Annotated in this window: 14 protein-coding genes and 2 tRNA genes; 7 read left to right on the top strand and 9 right to left on the bottom strand. The window is 60.7% G+C overall.

Annotated features, from left to right (window positions below; genetic code table 11):
* The 4 genes from AC0L2H_RS12000 (at position 1) to AC0L2H_RS11985 (ending at position 2,102) form a co-directional block, all read left to right on the top strand.
* The gene (locus tag AC0L2H_RS12000; protein ID WP_473590417.1) at positions 1–513 is read left to right on the top strand and encodes a hypothetical protein; all 513 of its coding nucleotides are present in this window, start codon (positions 1–3) and stop codon (positions 511–513) included.
* Between the two features lies 1 nt (position 514).
* Positions 515–907: a VOC family protein gene (locus tag AC0L2H_RS11995; protein WP_473590416.1), complete on the top strand. Its 393-nt coding sequence runs from the start codon at positions 515–517 to the stop codon at positions 905–907.
* A gap of 7 nt (positions 908–914) precedes the next feature.
* Positions 915–1,709 (top strand): exodeoxyribonuclease III, encoded by a 795-nt coding sequence (gene xth / locus AC0L2H_RS11990; RefSeq protein WP_473590415.1) that lies wholly within the window; start codon positions 915–917, stop codon positions 1,707–1,709.
* Positions 1,710–1,784: 75 nt separating this feature from the next.
* A complete protein-coding gene (locus tag AC0L2H_RS11985) occupies positions 1,785–2,102 on the top strand; it encodes a hypothetical protein (RefSeq protein ID WP_473590414.1) in 318 nt (105 codons plus the stop codon).
* 30 nt (positions 2,103–2,132) lie between these two features.
* Here AC0L2H_RS11985 and AC0L2H_RS11980 read toward each other — a convergent pair whose 3' ends face one another.
* From AC0L2H_RS11980 to AC0L2H_RS11965, 4 genes are all read right to left on the bottom strand, one after another.
* Positions 2,133–2,969 carry a tetratricopeptide repeat protein gene (locus AC0L2H_RS11980; RefSeq protein WP_473590413.1) on the bottom strand — a complete coding sequence of 279 codons (837 nt, stop codon included), beginning with the start codon at positions 2,967–2,969 and terminating at the stop codon, positions 2,133–2,135.
* The gene (gene ilvD / locus AC0L2H_RS11975; protein ID WP_473590412.1) at positions 2,956–4,680 is read right to left on the bottom strand and encodes a dihydroxy-acid dehydratase; all 1,725 of its coding nucleotides are present in this window, start codon (positions 4,678–4,680) and stop codon (positions 2,956–2,958) included. Before ilvD ends, AC0L2H_RS11980 begins: the two co-directional genes overlap by 14 nt.
* A gap of 301 nt (positions 4,681–4,981) precedes the next feature.
* Entirely contained in the window at positions 4,982–6,226 is a 1,245-nt protein-coding gene (locus AC0L2H_RS11970) for an outer membrane protein transport protein (protein ID WP_473590411.1), read from the bottom strand.
* Positions 6,227–6,687: 461 nt separating this feature from the next.
* On the bottom strand, positions 6,688–9,471 hold the full coding sequence (locus AC0L2H_RS11965) for a valine--tRNA ligase (protein ID WP_473590410.1): 2,784 nt from the start codon (positions 9,469–9,471) through the stop codon (positions 6,688–6,690).
* A 293-nt stretch (positions 9,472–9,764) separates the two neighbouring features.
* Here AC0L2H_RS11965 and AC0L2H_RS11960 point away from each other — a divergent pair, with 293 nt between their 5' ends.
* Positions 9,765–10,406 (top strand): bleomycin resistance protein, encoded by a 642-nt coding sequence (locus AC0L2H_RS11960; protein ID WP_473590718.1) that lies wholly within the window; start codon positions 9,765–9,767, stop codon positions 10,404–10,406.
* Between the two features lie 64 nt (positions 10,407–10,470).
* On the opposite strand, the gene AC0L2H_RS11955 is transcribed toward AC0L2H_RS11960, so the two are convergent.
* From AC0L2H_RS11955 to AC0L2H_RS11935, 5 genes are all read right to left on the bottom strand, one after another.
* On the bottom strand, positions 10,471–11,412 hold the full coding sequence (locus AC0L2H_RS11955) for a PopZ family protein (protein WP_473590409.1): 942 nt from the start codon (positions 11,410–11,412) through the stop codon (positions 10,471–10,473).
* 243 nt (positions 11,413–11,655) lie between these two features.
* Entirely contained in the window at positions 11,656–13,044 is a 1,389-nt protein-coding gene (locus AC0L2H_RS11950) for a TolC family outer membrane protein (protein WP_473590408.1), read from the bottom strand.
* 183 nt (positions 13,045–13,227) lie between these two features.
* Positions 13,228–13,896 (bottom strand): protein-L-isoaspartate O-methyltransferase family protein, encoded by a 669-nt coding sequence (locus AC0L2H_RS11945; protein WP_473590407.1) that lies wholly within the window; start codon positions 13,894–13,896, stop codon positions 13,228–13,230.
* A gap of 92 nt (positions 13,897–13,988) precedes the next feature.
* A tRNA-Cys gene (locus AC0L2H_RS11940) sits at positions 13,989–14,062 on the bottom strand.
* Positions 14,063–14,436: 374 nt separating this feature from the next.
* On the bottom strand, positions 14,437–14,697 hold the full coding sequence (locus AC0L2H_RS11935) for a hypothetical protein (protein WP_473590406.1): 261 nt from the start codon (positions 14,695–14,697) through the stop codon (positions 14,437–14,439).
* 221 nt (positions 14,698–14,918) lie between these two features.
* Here AC0L2H_RS11935 and AC0L2H_RS11930 point away from each other — a divergent pair.
* Together AC0L2H_RS11930 and AC0L2H_RS11925 are read left to right on the top strand one after the other, a co-directional pair.
* Positions 14,919–14,993: transfer RNA gene (locus AC0L2H_RS11930), tRNA-Asn, on the top strand.
* 412 nt (positions 14,994–15,405) lie between these two features.
* Positions 15,406–15,975, top strand: a complete 570-nt coding sequence (locus tag AC0L2H_RS11925; RefSeq protein ID WP_473590405.1) for a hypothetical protein — start codon at positions 15,406–15,408, stop codon at positions 15,973–15,975.
* Positions 15,976–17,946 lie beyond the last annotated feature (1,971 nt).

The following is a 17,946-nucleotide window of genomic DNA, read 5'->3' as shown; positions in this document are numbered from 1 at the left end:
ATGACGGCGTTCCTCGAGGGCAATGAGGATCCGAGGACGGTGCTTGTCGCTCGCGAGATAGGGGCGATCTTCGATGCCGACATTGTCGGTTGGGCCGGAGTACATACGGCGCCACCGGGCTACGCCGACGACCCCGACTATTTGCAACTTGTCCGGTGCAACCCAAGAAACGCTCTTGCTCTTGGGAAGGTTCATGGCCTTTTGAAGTCGTTGATCGAGCGGCGCTTTCCTGATTTCAATGAGAAGTCATTGGAGACCGGCGAAATAGCGCGCAAGTCGTTTCTTCGACGCCTCCGCACCTACCTCCAAGGCGATATCGAACCCATTCAGGTTTGCCGTATGGTCTCTCTCATTGAGCAAACATACGAATACCCGCACTGGCTTGGCGATCTCTACAATGCTTGTGACTGGGTGGACGAGCGCACGACGCGGGAGCAAGCATCGCATCTCAGGGATGCAATCGAACAAATACTTGCTTACAACGGCGAGAGCCAAGCATACGGGAGCAAATGAAATGCGTAGCGTTGGCGCGGTCCGTCAGATCGCGCTTTCGGCCGGACGCGACCTCGATGCGACTCTGGCCTTCTGGCGCGATGTCCTCGGCCTGGGCGTCCATGCCCGCTACGATCCGCCCGGCATGGCCTTCATCATGGCCGGTGATATCAGGCTGCTGTTCACCGACGGCGTGCCGGCCGGCACGGTCTATCTCGACATACAAGGCCTGGAAGCCTTCCACGCTGACGCGAAAGCCGCCGGCGTCCCCTTCACCGCACCGCCGGCGCTCGTCCATCGCGATACCGAAGGCACTTTCGGTCCAGCGGGGGAAAGCGAATGGATGGCCTTCCTAAAGGACCCGGCAGGCAATACGATCGGCCTCGTCGAACGCCATCCGCCTGAGCAGCAATGAGGCCGTCATGAAGATCGTCACCTGGAACATCAACGGCGTTCGGGCCCGTCTCGGCAATCTCACCCATTGGCTGAGCGAAAGCGCGCCTGATATCGCCTGCCTGCAGGAGATCAAGACCGTCGACGAGCAGTTTCCGCGCGCCGAGGTCGAGGCGCTCGGCTACAATGTCGAAACCCATGGCCAGAAGGGCTTCAATGGCGTCGCCATCCTGTCGAAACTGCGCTTCGACGAAGTTATCAGAGGCCTGCCGGGCGACGACGCCGACGAGCAGGCGCGTTTCATCGAGGGCGTATTCTCGACGGACAAGGGAAGCCTGCGGGTCGCCTCGCTTTATCTGCCGAACGGCAATCCGATCGATGACGAGAAGAAGTTTCCCTATAAATTGTCCTGGATGGCGCGGCTCGAACGTTGGGCGCAGGAGAGGCTTCTGCTCGAAGAGGCGCTGGTGCTGGCCGGCGACTACAATGTCATCCCCGAACCGATCGACGCCAGATACCCTCAGAACTGGCTGGGCGACGCGCTGTTCCAGCCACAGACTCGGCAAGCCTTCCGCCGGCTGATGAATCTCGGCTTCACCGAAGCCGTGCGCGCGGTCACCGACGCGCCGGACACCTACACGTTCTGGGACTATCAGGCCGGCGCCTGGCAGAAGAACAACGGCATCCGCATCGATCACCTGCTGCTGTCGCCGGAGGCCGCCAACCGCTTTTCGTCGGCCTCGATCGAAAAGCACGTGCGCGCCTGGGAAAAACCCTCCGACCACGTGCCGGTGGCCATCCAACTGTCGCTGCAGCCTGCTTGATCGACCGTTGCCCGACGGCACAGCCATAAGTTGACCTCTTATCGCCACAAATCGCGCGCCTGATGAGACATCATCATGGTGGCCGGGGTTCCCATGACTATTCGATTCGCTCTCTGCCCGATCGGCTGCGCGCTTGCGATAGCTTCGGCGACGCCGGCTTTTGCCGATGCGGAATGCCTGGCCAACGGAAAATCGTTTGAGATCGGCCAGGTCGCCTGCCTGACGCTTTCCGGCCGCAGCCATCTCGCCCGCTGCGACATGGTGCTCAACAACACGTCGTGGACGAGAGTGGACGACGAGTGCCCGAGAGACAGGCCGGCGCCACGTCCGCACGCCACGCCGATTTCGACGCCGGCACCCGGCCTGGCGCCTGCTGAGCCGACCGAGAATTGATTTTTTAGATAAGGGAAGCGGTAATCCCGCTTACTGGTCGCCGCCGCCCTTGGTAAGGATGTCGTCGGCCAGCGAAATCGCGGTGCGACGATCGGCTTCGCCGGCGGCGGCAAACGCCTCTTCCTGCATGCCGCGTATCCATGGCTGGTCGGCCGGCGCGGCGCGTTCGAGCGCAGCGGTCATCATTGCCAGCCCGCGCACGATCTTGCCGCTCTGGAAAAGCAGGTTGCCGAGTGTCGCCTGGGCGCCGGCGTGGCCCTTTTCGGCGGCGAGCTGGAACCAGCGGCCGGCCTGCTTGACGCTGGCCTTGACGCCGCCCTCGCCCTTCAGGAACATCTGGCCCATCTCGAACTGGGCGTTCGGGTTGCGGTAGTTGGCGGCGGCGCGCATGTAATATTCCTGGGCCGCCACTTCATTCTCGGCGACCGGACTGCCGGGAATGCCCTTGCGCAGATAGTCGCCGAGCGCCACCAGCGCGTCGGAGACATAGCTCTCTTCCGGCGAGCCGGGCTCGACATCCTGATCGACGATTTCGCTGAAGAACTTGTAGGCGGCGTAGTCGTCGCGCGTTACGCCATCGCCCTCGGCATACATGCGCGCAAGCTTCCAGGTGGCGCCTATCTGGCCGTTTTCGGCAGCGTATTTATAGGCTTCCGCGGCCTGCTCCTTGTGGCCGTTCTTGTAGGCGGAAAAGCCGAACTGGAACACCGCCCACGGACTCGACTGCGGCTTCACGCCGGTCTTGTCGTCGAACACCTTGTCGTCGAAGGCCATGGCCTGGCCCACGGCGCCGAAGGTCGCGCCAAAAGTGGCGATCGCGACCAGTGCCGAAAAGACAGACGACCTCAACAACTCAGATATCCGCATAACAATGTGTTTCTTTCGCACCGCCCGGATGGGTCACCGCGCCGTCGCGGGCAGGCCCCACCGTTTGTGCATATTTCCAGATCGCGCCCGACTGATAGTTGGTCGTGCGCGCCTTCCAGGCCTTTGCCCTCGCTGCCAGTTCCGCGTCGGATAGTTCGACCTCGATCGTGCCGTTCACGGCATCGATCGAGATAACGTCACCGTCCCTGAGCAACCCGATCGGGCCGCCCACCGCGGCCTCCGGCCCGACATGGCCGATACAGAAACCGCGCGTTGCACCCGAAAAGCGTCCGTCGGTGATGAGGGCCACTTTGCCACCCATGCCCTGACCGTAGAGAGCCGCCGTCGTCGACAGCATTTCACGCATGCCCGGGCCGCCGCGGGGACCCTCGTAGCGGATGACGAGAACCTCGCCTTCCCTGTAGTTGCGATGCGTGACCGCCTCGAAACATTCCTCTTCCGAATCGAAACAACGCGCCGGACCGGAGAATTTCAGCTCCGCCATGCCCGCGACCTTCACGATCGCGCCTTCGGGGGCAAGGTTGCCCTTCAAGCCCACGACACCGCCGGTCTGGGTGATTGGTCGATTGGCGGGACGGACCACATCTTGGCTATCATTCCAGGCAACGTGATCCATGTTTTCGGCCAAAGTGCGGCCGGTTACCGTCAGGCAATCGCCGTGCAGATAGCCGTGATCGAGCAGCGTCTTCATCAAGAGCGGAATGCCGCCGGCCTCGAACATGTCCTTGGCGACATATTTGCCGCCCGGCTTCAGGTCGGCGATATAGGGCGTCTTCTCGAAAATCCTGGCTACGTCGAACAGGTCGAACTTTATCCCCGCCTCATGCGCAATCGCCGGCAGATGCAACGCCGCATTGGTCGAACCGCCAGTGGCCGAAACCACGGTTGCCGCGTTTTCCAGCGCCTTCAGCGTGACGATGTCGCGCGGCCGGATGTTGTTTGCGATCAGTTCCATGATCTTCTCGCCGGAGGCGAAATTGAAGCGGTCGCGCATCTCATAGGGCGCCGGGGCGCCGCAGGAATAGGGCAGCGCCAGACCGATCGCTTCGGCGACGGTGGCCATGGTGTTGGCGGTGAACTGGGCGCCGCAGGAGCCGGCCGACGGACAGGCCGCCTGCTCGATTTCGAGGAGTTCGGTGTCGCCGATCGTGCCGACCGAGTGCTGGCCGACCGCCTCGAATACATCCTGGACGGTGATCTGCCGGCCCTTGTAGGAACCGGGCAGGATCGAGCCGCCATAGATGAAGATCGACGGCACGTTGAGCCGCACCATCGCCATCATCATGCCGGGCAGCGACTTGTCGCAACCGGCAAGGCCGACCAGCGCATCGTAACAATGGCCGCGCATGGTGAGTTCGACCGAATCGGCGATGACCTCGCGCGACACCAGCGACGATTTCATGCCCTGGTGGCCCATGGCGATGCCGTCGGTGACGGTGATGGTGCAGAATTCGCGCGGCGTGCCGTTGGCGGCGGCGACGCCCTTCTTGACCACTTGCGCCTGGCGCATCAGCGAGATGTTGCAGGGCGCCGCTTCGTTCCAGCAACTCGCGACCCCGACCAGCGGCTGCGCGATCTCGGCCGCCGACAGGCCCATCGCATAAAGATAGGAGCGATGCGGCGCACGCGCCGGACCGACGGTCACATAGCGGCTGGGCAGCTTGGCCTTGGAGATGACTCTGGCGTCCATACTCGTCCTTGCCGCGGGCGTGCGGCCTGCCTCATCGCTTGGCCTTCTGGCATGTGTCCCGAGACGGATTTGAGGTGCGCCGGGTTTATGGCGGGAAATGGGCAATGGTCCCGGCGAGGTTTCTACATTACAGGATGTTCAGAAACTGTTGCCGAAACGTCACAATCGCAAGAGGCGGAGGTGTGCCGCGTATATGCAACGCGGGCGGTGGCGCGGTCGTTGTGGCAACGCCGCCCGCAAAGTCCATTCATAACAAAAAGCCCGGGCAATGCCCGGCCTTTTTGTTATTGATATTAAGGGGTTACCACTTGACCTTGACGGAAGCCGCAAGCGCCGTGACGAGATCATTGCCGAACGTATACGTCACGTCGTTGCCTGAAATGTCGGTTCCATTGAATTCCGGTCCGACTTCGCCGCTGGTCATCAGGCCGATCGCGCCGCCAAAGCGAAGTTCGACGTTCTGCGACGGGGTAAAGGAAGCGCCACCGCCAACGGTCCAGGTATCGGTCTGCGTCCCGAGGCCCGTGGTGGTGCCACGATCCCAGGTCAAGGTGACCGCGCCGCTCCACTGTTCGTTGAACTTGTGGCCGATGCCACCGGAAACAGTCCAGCCGTCGCGATAGAGCAGGTCAAGCGAGGTAACGAAGCCTGGTCCTTCATAGGTACAGGGCAGAATACCCTGAATCTGCCTCGAACAAAAACTGACAAGCTGGAGTTGGCTCCAGTCGACCCATTTGATCGAACCGAAGGCGAGCCAGCCGGGCGCTATGCCGGATTGCAATTTGAACTCGACCGATTGCGGCATGGACTGGTTGCCGAAAACCGGAATGACCTGTCCATTGACCTGCGAAAGGTCGACCTGGCCGGTGATGTCGCCGAGGTCGACAGCGCTGTTGTAGACAAGGCTGGCCCGCAGCGCGATATCGGGAATTTCATAGGCCGTGCCAATACGCCAGCCAACCCCGTCTCCGGCAAGTTCCAGCAACCCTGTTCCGTCGCCGATGGAGGCGAATGCGGGTGCAACCTGCCTTAGCTTAAAGCCGCTGACTTCCTGGTAGAAAACGCCGCCGATGAAGCGAAGCTGCCCTTTGCCGACATCCATCTTGTAGGAACACGTCGCGGCATAGTTCTCGCTGTCGATCTTTGTTTCGATGTTGTTGTTGACGCCCATCCAGTCGCTGCCCGGATTGGTGTGGGCACCCCACGGCTCGGAATAGTCGGCCATACAGTCAACATGCTGGCCAATGCCGACCTTGATACCCAGACGGGGCGAAAAATAGTCTTCTGTTTCATGGATACCGTCGGTCTTTCCACCGCCGAGGCCGGTCGTCCCGATGCCATCGGACGGATCGATATCGACGACATTGTCCAGCGTCCGGTCGGGCATGACATAGGTGCCTGCGACCTCGCCGGTGACCTGCGACGGATCGAACAAAAGATCGATATTGTAGCCGCCGCGCTCGAGGCCGCCGGCCTGGGCCGTTCCGATCAGAGCCAGCGAAAAGCACCCCGCCCCCAACAGTGCTTTCAGACGGAAATTGTTCATGAATGTCCTCCCCGAATATTACTTGGTCAAGCTAGAACCAATTCAGGTTAATGGTGCAACAACGAATTCTTGAGGCGTACATGTACGCCTCAATCGAGCGCATTTTCGACAAAGTCCACGCGTTCGCAACAGAAGCGGAAAACGGTCTTCTGGTCGCGAATCGACGAAAAAAATCAGAAAAAACCGCTCAAAATGGCGCGAAAACAGCGTGTTTGGGAGGGATCGGGGCCCATTGTTACATTATGGCAACAATGGGGCCAAAACATTCCGTTTACGTCAAAATTTACGCTGCGGAATGCCTGTTTTTGAGGCAGGAGAGCCAGCGCCTGACCCCGAAAATCGGAATCGATTTCCGGAAAGGACCATGCACAAAATCAAGGTGCTACAGCTCCTTTGCGCGACCAAAAGGAGGCGCGGCGCTGTGGGCTCGAAGCAGCTTTCGCGACACGCGAATCTACCCGTCAACCGGCATCGCGAACCCGTGCGAGCGCCACCGAGAGCTTCTGTTGCGCCTCGCGATATTCGGCAAGTTTTTCGCGCTCGGCCTCCACCACCTCATCCGGCGCGTTGGCGACGAATTTCTCGTTCGACAGCTTCTTGTGCAGGCGGGCGATCTCTTCGGTCACCTTGGCCAGTTCCTTTTGCAGCCGCGCCGCTTCGGCGGCGAGGTCGATCAGGCTGCCGAGCGGCAGGCAGATGGTCGCCTCGTTGAGCACGATCTGGGCGGAACCCTTGGGAGCTGCGTCCGCCAGTGAAATATCGCCGACCCGCGCCAATCGCTTGATGGCAGGAGCATGGCGCTCTAGCCGCTGGCGCGTTTCCTCGCTGACGCCGATCACCACCAGCGGCGCGATTGCCGCCGGCGGGACATTCATTTCCGAGCGCACGGAGCGGATGCCCGAGACGAGGTCGACCAGCCAGTTGATGTCGGCGGCCGCTGCCGCATCCTCGAAGTCGGGCGACGGCCATGCGGCATGGCAAAGCAACGACTGCCGTTCCTGGCCCTCGCCGGCCGTTTCAGCCCACAATTCTTCGGTCATGAACGGCATCATCGGATGCAGAAGCTTGTAGATCTCGTCGAGCACGAAGGCGACGCAAGCCCGGCTTTCGGCCTTGGCGGCCTCGTCAGTGCCCATGAAGACCGGCTTCAGCAGTTCCAGATACCAGTCGCAGAACAGGTTCCAGACGAAGCGGTAGGCCGCACCCGCCGCCTCGTTGAAGCGATAGGAGGTGATGCCGTCGGTAATCTCGCGCGCGGCGCGCGTCAGTTCGGTCAGGATCCAGCGGTTGACCGGTAGCTTGGCGTCGTTCAGCCACAAATCGTCGTTTCTCGCGACCTCGTTCATCTCGGCAAAACGCGTCGCGTTCCACAGCTTGGTGCCGAAGTTGCGGTAGCCGGCGATGCGGGCCGGGTCGAGCTTCACGTCGCGCCCTCGCGCCGCCATCACCGTCAGCGTGAAGCGCAGCGCATCGGCGCCATATTCGTCGATCAGATCGAGCGGGTCGATGACGTTCCCCTTCGACTTCGACATCTTCTGCCCGTTCTTGTCACGCACCAGTGCATGCATGTAGACGGTATGGAACGGCTCCTCGCCCATGAAATGCAGGCCCATCATCATCATGCGGGCGACCCAGAAGAAAATCAGGTCGAAGCCGGTCACCAGCACGTCGGTCTGGTAGTAGGTCTTCAGTTCCGGCGTCTGGTCCGGCCAGCCAAGCGTCGAGAACGGCCACAGCGCCGACGAGAACCAGGTATCGAGCACGTCCTCGTCGCGGGTCAGGATCTCACCCGGCTGGAAGTTCTCGAGCTTGTCCTCGACCCAGGCCTTCCACGGCCCCTCCAGCGCCAGGTAATATTCAACCGCGGCCGCGAGCGCCTCCTCCTCGGTCTTCTCGACGAAGACACGCCCATCCGGCCCGTACCAGGCGGGGATCTGGTGTCCCCACCAGAGCTGGCGCGAGATGCACCAGGGTTCGATGTTTTCCATCCACTGGAAGTAAGTCTTCTCCCAGTTGCCAGGGATGATCTTGGTGCGGCCCTCGCGCACCGAGGCAATCGCCGGCTTGGCCAGTTCCGCCGCGTTCGCATACCATTGTTCGGTCAGGAGCGGTTCAATCGGCACGCCGCCGCGATCGCCATGCGGCACGGCGTGACGATGCGGCTCAACCTTTGCGAGGAACCCGCCCGCCTCCATCAATTCGACGACCTTCTTGCGTGCAGCGAAACGGTCGAGCCCATCGAGCTCGTCCCAGACCGCCTGGCGCTCGGGCGTGACTTCCAGTCCGGCCAGAAAATCCTCATTGTCCTTGAGGGTCACCGCCGCCTCGACGGTGAGGATGTTGATTGCCGGCAGCTTGTGGCGCCTGCCGACCTCGAAGTCGTTGAAGTCGTGCGCCGGCGTGATCTTGACCGCGCCCGAACCCTTTTCCGGATCGGAGTACTCGTCGGCCACCACCGGGATCTTGCGGCCGACGATCGGCAGCACGAGGTTCTTGCCGACCAGTTGCCGAAAACGCTCGTCGTCAGGGTGCACCGCAACGGCCGTGTCACCCAGCATCGTCTCGGGGCGCGTCGTCGCCACGGTGATGAAGGTCTTCGGGTTTTCCGGATCGAAGGCCACGTCCTCGACCGGATAGCGGAAGTGCCACAGATTGCCATTGATCTCCTGCTGCTCGACCTCAAGGTCGGAAATCGCGGTCAAGAGCTTCGGGTCCCAGTTCACAAGGCGCTTGTCCTTGTAGATCAGCCCTTCCTTGTAGAGCGTCACGAACACTTCGAGTACGGCCCTGGACAGGCCCTCGTCCATGGTGAAGCGCTCGCGCGACCAGTCGGCCGACGCGCCGAGCCGCTTCAACTGATTGAGGATCGCGCCGCCGGATTCGGCCTTCCACTCCCAGACTTTCTCGATGAACTCTTCGCGCGTCAGGTCGCGGCGGTGGATCTGTCTTTCCATGAGCTGACGCTCGACCACCATCTGCGTGGCGATGCCGGCATGGTCCATGCCGGGCTGCCACAGCACGTTCTTGCCGCGCATGCGCTCGAAGCGCACCAATATGTCCTGCAGCGTGTTGTTGAGCGCATGGCCCATATGCAGCGAGCCGGTGACATTCGGCGGCGGAATGACGATGGTGAAGGCTTCGGCCCCCTCCTCGGCCCCCGCGCCGGCGCGAAACGCTTCGGCCTCTTCCCAGAGTTTGGCGATCTTGGGCTCGACGGTTTTGGCGTCGTAAGTTTTTTCAAGCATGGAAAGGCGTCCGAGCTGTCGGGATTTGTTGGGTTTGGTGTAAATCGGAAGGCAGTTGGCAAGTCAACCAGCCGCGGAAGGCATGGCCGATAGATAGGGGCCTCATGGTTCGAGGCAATTCGTACAAGCGATCTTCCATTCAGCCCCGCCTCTTGACCAGCGATTGCAAACCGCCATAGCTTGCCGATGCTGCTGTAGGGCGCATCGGCTTTTCCGCCGGAGGGGCATTGCCCGCCTACGATACCTCAACCCTCACCGCGCCCAAGCCGGATTCGAACAGGCCGAATTCGAACATGTCGAATTTCGAGAACTTCAGGAAACAGGCCAAGCTCCACCTGCGCTGGCATCGCGAGCGCTACTACCCTGTCGCGGCTGCGATCGGGTCGATACTGCCGCGTTTCCGCCATCTGACCGATCGCCAGATCCTGGATCACAGCTTCAAGCTTGCCGATGCCCAGGAACTGGTTGCCAGGAAGGCAGGTTTCGAAAGCTGGCAGGCGCTGAAGAAAGATCTTCAAACCATGACCGACAGCATGATATCCGGCGCCGCCAAACCCCTCCTTGCCTTGGCCGAGCCGCAGCTCTTTGTCTCCGGCATCGCCACCGCGCGGGCGTTCTACGAACAGAAGCTCGGCTTCACGACGCGCTTCACCTATGGCGAACCGCCCTTCTACGCTCAGGTCTTCCGCGACGGCGCGCGGTTGAACCTGCGCCATGTCGACAAGCCTCTGTTCGACAAGGGCGCGAGAGCAAGCGAGGACCTTTTGTCAGCAACCATCGTGGTCGACGCCATCAAGCCGCTGTTCCTGGAATATCAGGCGGCAGGGGTCGGCTTTCACCAGACGTTGCGGACTGAACCGTGGGGCGCCCGCACCTTCATCGTTAGCGACCCCGACAGCAATCTGATCGCTTTCGCAACATCGGCGGAAAGCTAAGCCATAATAAAGGCGCCACCCTGGAACCAGGGCGGCGTTTTGATCTGGTATCGGACGATGAAACTTACTGCGCGCCGCGCGCGACGCGCTCGATTTCCTCGCGCACCAGCCGTTCAACCAGCGTCGGCAGATTGTTGTCCAGCCAATCCTGCAACATGGGCCGCAGCATCTCCTCGGCCATCTCGTCGAAGGTTTTCCTGCTGCGGCTGGCAAACGCGTCGGAAAGCTCGCCAAAGGCAGCGGCAACCTGCCGGCCCGTATGCTCGGAAAGGATCGCGGGACGAGAGGTCAGCGCCTCGCTTGTCACGGGATGCGCCAATCCGCTTCGCGGCGGAGCCGGCTCAAAAGCAGGTTCGGCCGCCGCCACTTTGTCCTCATCGACAAGCTCAGGCTTCGGTTCGTCCTCCGGCGGTCGATGCGTCTCGGTCCTGACCGGAGCGTTGCTCAGCCTGGTCACCGCTTCCTCGACTGGGGCGACCTCTTGCCGCCAATGGGCAACGATGCTGTCCGTCGTCTCTGCAACCCGTGCTGCCGCTGGCGCATCCGGCCTGGCGGCGGGAGCCGGCTCGGCGGCAACCCTGGAACTCACTGGTGCAAGCGTCAGTGGTGCTTTGGCCGGAGCCGGATCGGATCGTACCGGCGGCTCCATGCGTGCGATGACGGAATCGGCTGTCTGTACCTCCGCGCGCGTGGCCGGTCTCCCGGCATCCAGTCCCGGTCGCAATTCAGCGCGAAAAGCATCCACGGCTGGCGGCGCCTCGCCTGCCTCAGGTGCCGCCCCGGCTACCTCAGGCGGCGCCTTGCCTGCCTCGGGTCGCGCGCCGCGTGCCTCCGATGGCGCCTTGCTTGCCGGCGCAGGCACGGGAACTGACGCCAAATCCTGCAACAGGTCATCCGCTTCGCCCGGCTGCTTGCGGCCGGTGTCGCTGTCTTCAATGATCCTTCTGATGGAAGCCAGTATTTCTTCCATGGAAGGTTCGCGCTGTACGCTGCTTGCCGTCGCCATCGTCACATCCGCCGCCCTTGTGACACCTTGCAGATTTCCCACCGGTCAAAGCCGAATGCGAATCATGACGACAGCGTAACCCACGGATCGCCTTGGGAGAATCCCCAATCTGATGGCGTTTTGGATTTCAACAGATTAGAGCCCGCACGTCCTTCCGGCGCGCGGGCTCCAATACGTTGATATGCAGGCGATATCAATCAACCGGCTTTTGCGGTCGTCGGCGAATCTAAACCGCCGACGAAATCAGCGGCCATCCGGCGTGCGCAGGCCGATCCACTTGTCCTTGACGGCATTGTAGTGCTCTTCGGGCCGATATTTCGTCACCGGAAGGGCGAGACGCTCGGTCGACAGGCGGCCGATCGCCGAGAGGATGGCGTAGCTGGCCACCACCACATCGCGCTCGGAACTGGCCTGGTTGATCTTGGCGGTGATGACGGTCGCCTGCGCATTGAGGACGTCGAGCGTGGTGCGCTGGCCGACATTGCGCTCCTCGATGACGCCGTTCAGCGCCAGTTGCGAGGCGTCGATCACTTGTTTGTTGGCCGCAACGTTTTGCTGCGCGGCAGTGTATTGCGACCATGCCGAGGCCACGGCCTGGCGCACCTGGTCGCGGTTGACGTCAACCTCGATCCGCGCCTGGCTGAGCGATTCCTTGTTCTGGCGCACAATGGCCGATGTGCGGCCACCTGAATAGATCGGTATGGTCAGCGTTGCGCCGACACTGGCCGAATTGGTCGTGCCATCCTGCGTGGCGAAGGCGCCAGGCACGGTGTTGCGATAGGCGCTTGAAACACCGGCGGAAGCGGAAAGCTGTGGCAGCAACGCGCCTTCGGCCGATTTCACCGAAAATGCCGCAGCGTCGACCAGATGCTGGGTGGCAAGGATGGCCGGATGCTCGTTCGCCGCAATCCCGATCGCGGCCTCAAGGCTCCGGGGCAAGAGCTTCGACACTGGTGAAGCACCCCTAAGCTTGCCGGGCTCGTCGCCAATGATCTGGTGATAGGTCGCGGCGCTTGCCAGCGCCTGTGCGCGGGCGGCGGCCAGTTGTGCCACGGCCGAGGCGCGTGAGGCGTCGGCCTGCGCCACGTCGGTGCGGGTGCCCTCGCCGACCTCGAAGCGCGAGCGCGCCGCGCGTGCCTGCTCGGTCAGGAACTGCAGATTCTGTTCGGTCAGCACCGCAATCTGGCGGTCGCGAATGACGTCCATATAGGCGCTTGCCGCGTTGAACAGGATGTTCTCTTCGGTGTTGCGCAGGGTCTCGACAGAGGCACGGACCTGGGCTTCGGCGGCCGCGACATTGTTCCTGGTCTGAAACCCGTCGAACAGGGTCTGGTCGATCTGGATGCCGAAGTTGCCCGTGGTCAAGGCCACGCTTCGGTTAGAGCCGTTGAGATGGCTGCTGGAATAGTCGATGCTCGCGGACCCATTGATGGTCGGACGCCAGCCGGACTTGGCGATGGCGACGCCCTCGTCTGTGACGCGGACGCCGGCGCGGGCTGAATTCAGTTGCGAATTGTTCTGATAGGCTTTTGAAAGCGCGCCGGTGATGGTTTCCGCCGAGGCGGCCAGCGGAGAAAGCGCGGTCGCGGAAACGAGGACGGCGGCAAAAAGGCTCTTTCGTACAGACGGCACGTTATAATCCCTCATTCGTTTTGCACGGGAACCGCGCAACGCAAGCCTCTCTTTGTGATCAGCCGGCGCCGCGTTTGTATCGTTCCCCCGCTGAAAGCTCCCAGAATGCCCGGTTGTGCGATCAACAACGATTGTTCAAACGCAAGCGATCATGACAGCGCCTTTGCTGCAAGGCAAAACCACTCAGAATTCAAACGCATGGATGCGTTCAAATCCGGGTAGTGGCTTTATTGCCGCATTAAATGCGCGTCTTCCGGTTACAACCCCCCCGCTTTTAATAAATAAACGGGCCACGCCCGAATTTCCCTGACCTTCGACCGCGACAAGACGTCCGCCTTCCGCAAGCTGGTCGATCAGCGGCGCCGGCACCTTGCCGACGCTGCCGCCGATGAAGATGACATCGTATGGCGCCGCCGCGGCATGGCCTTCCGGCAGCGGTCCCTTGACCACGGTGACATTGTCGCAGCCCAGCGTCGAGAGCGTCGACAGGGCGGTCTCGGCCAGCGTCGAATCGCTCTCCAGCGCAACGACGGACCTTGCCAGCCGCGACAGGATCGCCGACGCGTAGCCGGTGCCGCAACCGACATCGAGCGCCGAATCAGTCGGAACGATCTCTGCCAGTTGCAGCAGCTTGGCCAGCGGCGAAGGTTCCATGAGATAGCGTGGGCCATCCGCTCCATCGGCGATGCGGATGTCCTCGTCGATATAGGCGAGAGCGCTCTGGCCGGGGGCGACGAAGGCCTCGCGCGGCACGGAAAGCATGGCGTCGATGAGTGGTGCGCTGGTCACGTCGGTGGTGCGGATCTGGCCATCGACCATCTTCACCCGGCGTTCGGCAAAATCAGCGCTCATCATCCTACCAATCCATTTGCCGCGCCAGGAAGCGCCGCCCGTTTCGACAGGAACCCTGGCCCCCGGCGCTGGCGCGCGAGAGCTTGGGCGCCTGGAGGCCTCGCCCGGAATCGAACCGGGGTGCAAGGATTTGCAGTCCTCTGCGTAACCACTCCGCCACGAGGCCTCATTGCTCCCGGCGTTCCACCGGGGTTCAATAGGTTGCGGCGAAAATGGCGTCAAGCGGCCATGGTGCATTCCGGACGGTTTCCCCTGGGCCATCGTGCCCGTGTCTCAACATGCCATGTCTCAATATGTCATGTCTCAATATGCTATGCGTCGAATCGTCGATGCGCATATTACGATTAGTATATTAGACAATTGTTAAACACCAAATATGGCGAAGGGAAGCCCGAGCCTGAACCTCGCGTCGGGCGGGCGGCAGGTTTCACCACGCTCAAGGAAATGCCAGGACTTGGAGCAACGCCCAGCGCACCAGCCATGGTGCATCGAGCCAGCCTCTTCAGAGGCTGCCGGCTTGCCATATTGGGCGCGAACTTCTCATTTCGGGCGCCGCCGTCGTTCCCACCAGACGACGAATCGGCGACGGTGGCGGCGCACCAAGGCAAACTCGTAGGAGAGCACCAGCAATCCGATCGGAATCATCCAGAAACCCAGGACGGGCAGGAAGCCGAGAATACCGCCGAAGATCAGGACGGCCCCGATCGCGATCCTGCGGCCACGCGAGCGCGGCATTTTGAACTCGCGGCCAAAGACCGATATTTTCCGCGCCGGCACCTGGTTGTCGCTTGTTGCGCTCATGTCTGGTTGATGATCCGCTCGGACGAAATAAAGACACTAGCAGACGAAAGCCGCAACCGCCTTTTCGGTTCCGCATTCCCGCCGGACGGCTCATATGAGGATGCAAATGCGCGATTGCGAGAAATCGCCGCTCGAAAAAGCATCGAAAAAATACGAAATGCTTCTTTGCAAAGCCGAAACGGGTTTGCTATAGGCTGCGCCACTCACATGAGAGCCTCTGTTCCCCGGTAGCTCAGTGGTAGAGCAACCGGCTGTTAACCGGTTGGTCGCTGGTTCGAATCCGGCCCGGGGAGCCAATCTTTTCAAAGGCTTAGTCTGTCCTTAAAATCTCTGGAAAGTGGCTGATCTACAGCATATCTACAGAATCTTGTTTCGCTATGGGCCTGATCTGATGATGACTGCGACGGCGTGACGGAAGGCTTTGTACGAACTTCAGGATCGCCCGACGACCTTTCACGGCGGTAACGGGGTTCGATTCCCCCTGGGCGTACCAGCAAAATCAATAAGTCTACTCGCCCGCTTCGGTCCCGATAAGAGACCCGAAAAGCAGGCTGCCGTGGCCGATTCAGCTGCTGCGCGATAGCCGGGTCGCAGCAGCATTCGCCAGGAAACCTCAATGTGTCGCCTGATCTGGGCTACGATGCGCGAAGGTTGGGTGGATGGCTCTCAAGCCATCAACCATCGATGAACAGCTAGGCGGATGACCCCATGCCCCAGAAGACGAAGCGCCAGAAAGGGCACGAAGACGGACACACGCATCTCGCCATCAGAGTAGAACACTGCGAGGCGATCGTCGAAGCTGCCATCAACTACAACGTCTACACGCCGGAGTCCGCTTGGAACTCAGATGATGACGATCCAGTGTATCGGTTCACTACGCGACTGACCGTCGCCGGAATATCCACCTCCCCAGAGGAACGGGCGGGCGACACCTATGAGGTCACAATCTTTGGCGACAACTTGGGCTCAGGCGACATTCGTGCGACGCTCAAGGATGTGCAGGAGCGCGACGAGCACGGCTCGCCCAAATATCGTCAATACCGCGGTAGGCAGATCCCGATCTACAAGCCACCTCCGGGCATGGGGCTCATCGACAAGATCCGCGGCGAGCCACGCTGGACAGCTTGGCTTCGTGTCTCACCACGCTTTACGAGCGACGCACTCGCGCTGCTGAGCAACGGACGAGCTCTGTTCCTGGCTATACACGAGCGCAAAACGAACCGCACGCGCTGGGTTCAGAGCGCGAGCTTGCAAACGACCGACCCTGCAGAAGAATAGACTGTTGGGACGAGTTAGCACTCAGGGGGCCGTGCGGCATAGGCACCGGTCTTGAAATTCGGTTGACGACGTCCTTACCCTTCCGCCGTTGTCCCGGCAGATCGTTCTCCGTCAAGGCTTTGGACTCGGTCACACTTTTTGTGGCGATTAATCCACCATTGTACCGTAGCGTTGCATAGCAAAAAGCGTAGCATCTGTTCCCCGCATGTTTGCTGCGGTACGGTCGTTATAGCAGTCCGCTGCTGTTTTTTACTTCGCGCCCAACCCCAGCCCGTTTGTGAGCAGCCACCAGATCGAGCCGCTCATTCCAACGGTTACGCTCAGCTCCAACATTCTCAATGCCGTCTGCCTCGCTTTCGGCGGCCGCACCACATTTTCGAGAAGAGTAGGGCGAAAACTTCGCATCCAAAAAACGATCCATTGATCACGTAGTGTTGGATCTCCATCGACCCCCGCAACCTCGTAGTACGCCTGGAGGCTGCGAAGATGTTTTCTACATAACGCCATTGAAAGTAGCCGTCGTGGATTTAATCTGGTGTCCAGGAGAATGGCATCTTCTGCCGGGCGCATATCGTCGGTTCGAGGTCCATGCAAGAATACGTTTACATACCCGTTGTCACTTCTGTGATAAGATAGCTGACCGCCCGACTCCGACAAATGATGCCGTGATATCGGCCGTTCGATCGAATTTAGTTCGGTTACACTGTCAAAGGGCCTAGTCCCATAAAACACGTCACATAGACGTTTATCGATCCCGCCCCATCGACCTCCGGGCGCGGTACCGAACCCGTGTCTGTCGACACGAATTTGGTGTCTCTCAACGTCAGCTTCGGCCGCAGCTCCATTGAAAAGATCCTCAGCAAATCTCAAGAAAAAGCTGAAATCTCCATTGCGTATCTGCCGGGCTGTTTTCATAGGGTATTCTTCTCCATCAACAGAGAAATGAGTCGACTTGACGTTGCCTATATACTTTGATCGACATGTTCTTGGGAGGGGAGCACTATTGTTTCGGATCATCTCCGCGTTGGCGATCGTCGGCATTTTCATGCCGGTAGATCCTGCATCGATCGGGCGGCCCGCTACGACTATCCCTTGGTCGGTCATCCCGGTTGAGGGCTGCTGTAAACATTGTTCGGCCGGTCAAGCTTGCGGCGACAGTTGCATCTCCAGGGAAAAACGATGCCACAAGGCGCCCGGCTGCGCATGTGTTGGTTAGAGGGAAGAAATGGTCGGACGAATTGCAATTCTGGCTGGTGCCGTGCCCGCGTGGCTGCGCGATGTTTTTGGCATTCGGTAGCCTAGACCCGTGACGCGTGAAGACGGACCTTGTGATCTTTCCACCTTTCGCAGAACGCGCGGGTACGCTCCACGATCTCGGTATCCGGATTGACCACAAAGAAGGTACGACAGCTGTAAGCAGTCGCCCTCACCGCGATCGCCGGCACCGAAAGGGCCTGTAACCAACTATCCACCTCGGCGTCATGCCCGCCTTTGAACCGACTATTGTGGTGATAAATTACCGCGCACCGCCCCGCGCTCAATGCGCGTGCCTCCGAGAGAGGCATTTGCTTGCCGAAGGCTGTGGCTTTCCGACGCCAAGCCTCATCACCAACTAAGCCATTGTCCGGATCTGCGAAGACGAGGTCGCACTGATCCAAGTGCGCAAGAGTCGTTTCAAACCAGTGCCTCCGCCGAGCGCTCCGCTCAGCAGCTGTCAGTCCGGTCGGGACAGGTTCAGCAACAAAGCGCGCCTCGCTATCGAAGGCCCTTTGAATGGCCTGCACTGACCTCTCGTAATGAACTACTTCCCCGAGAAGGTCGAACAGCGCCGGATCGAGATTTCGCCAAACCGCAGGCCTGGAGAGATAGGCAGTGTGCCTCCCGTCAGAATTGTGGCCTTCGTTGGGATGCAAGTACCACAATATGCCAAGTTGCCGACTAGGAGCGAGAGTACGCAATAGCCCCAATTTA

Source organism: Mesorhizobium sp. WSM4871 (genome assembly GCF_055811295.1).
This window is presented reverse-complemented; position numbering and strand designations above follow the sequence as displayed.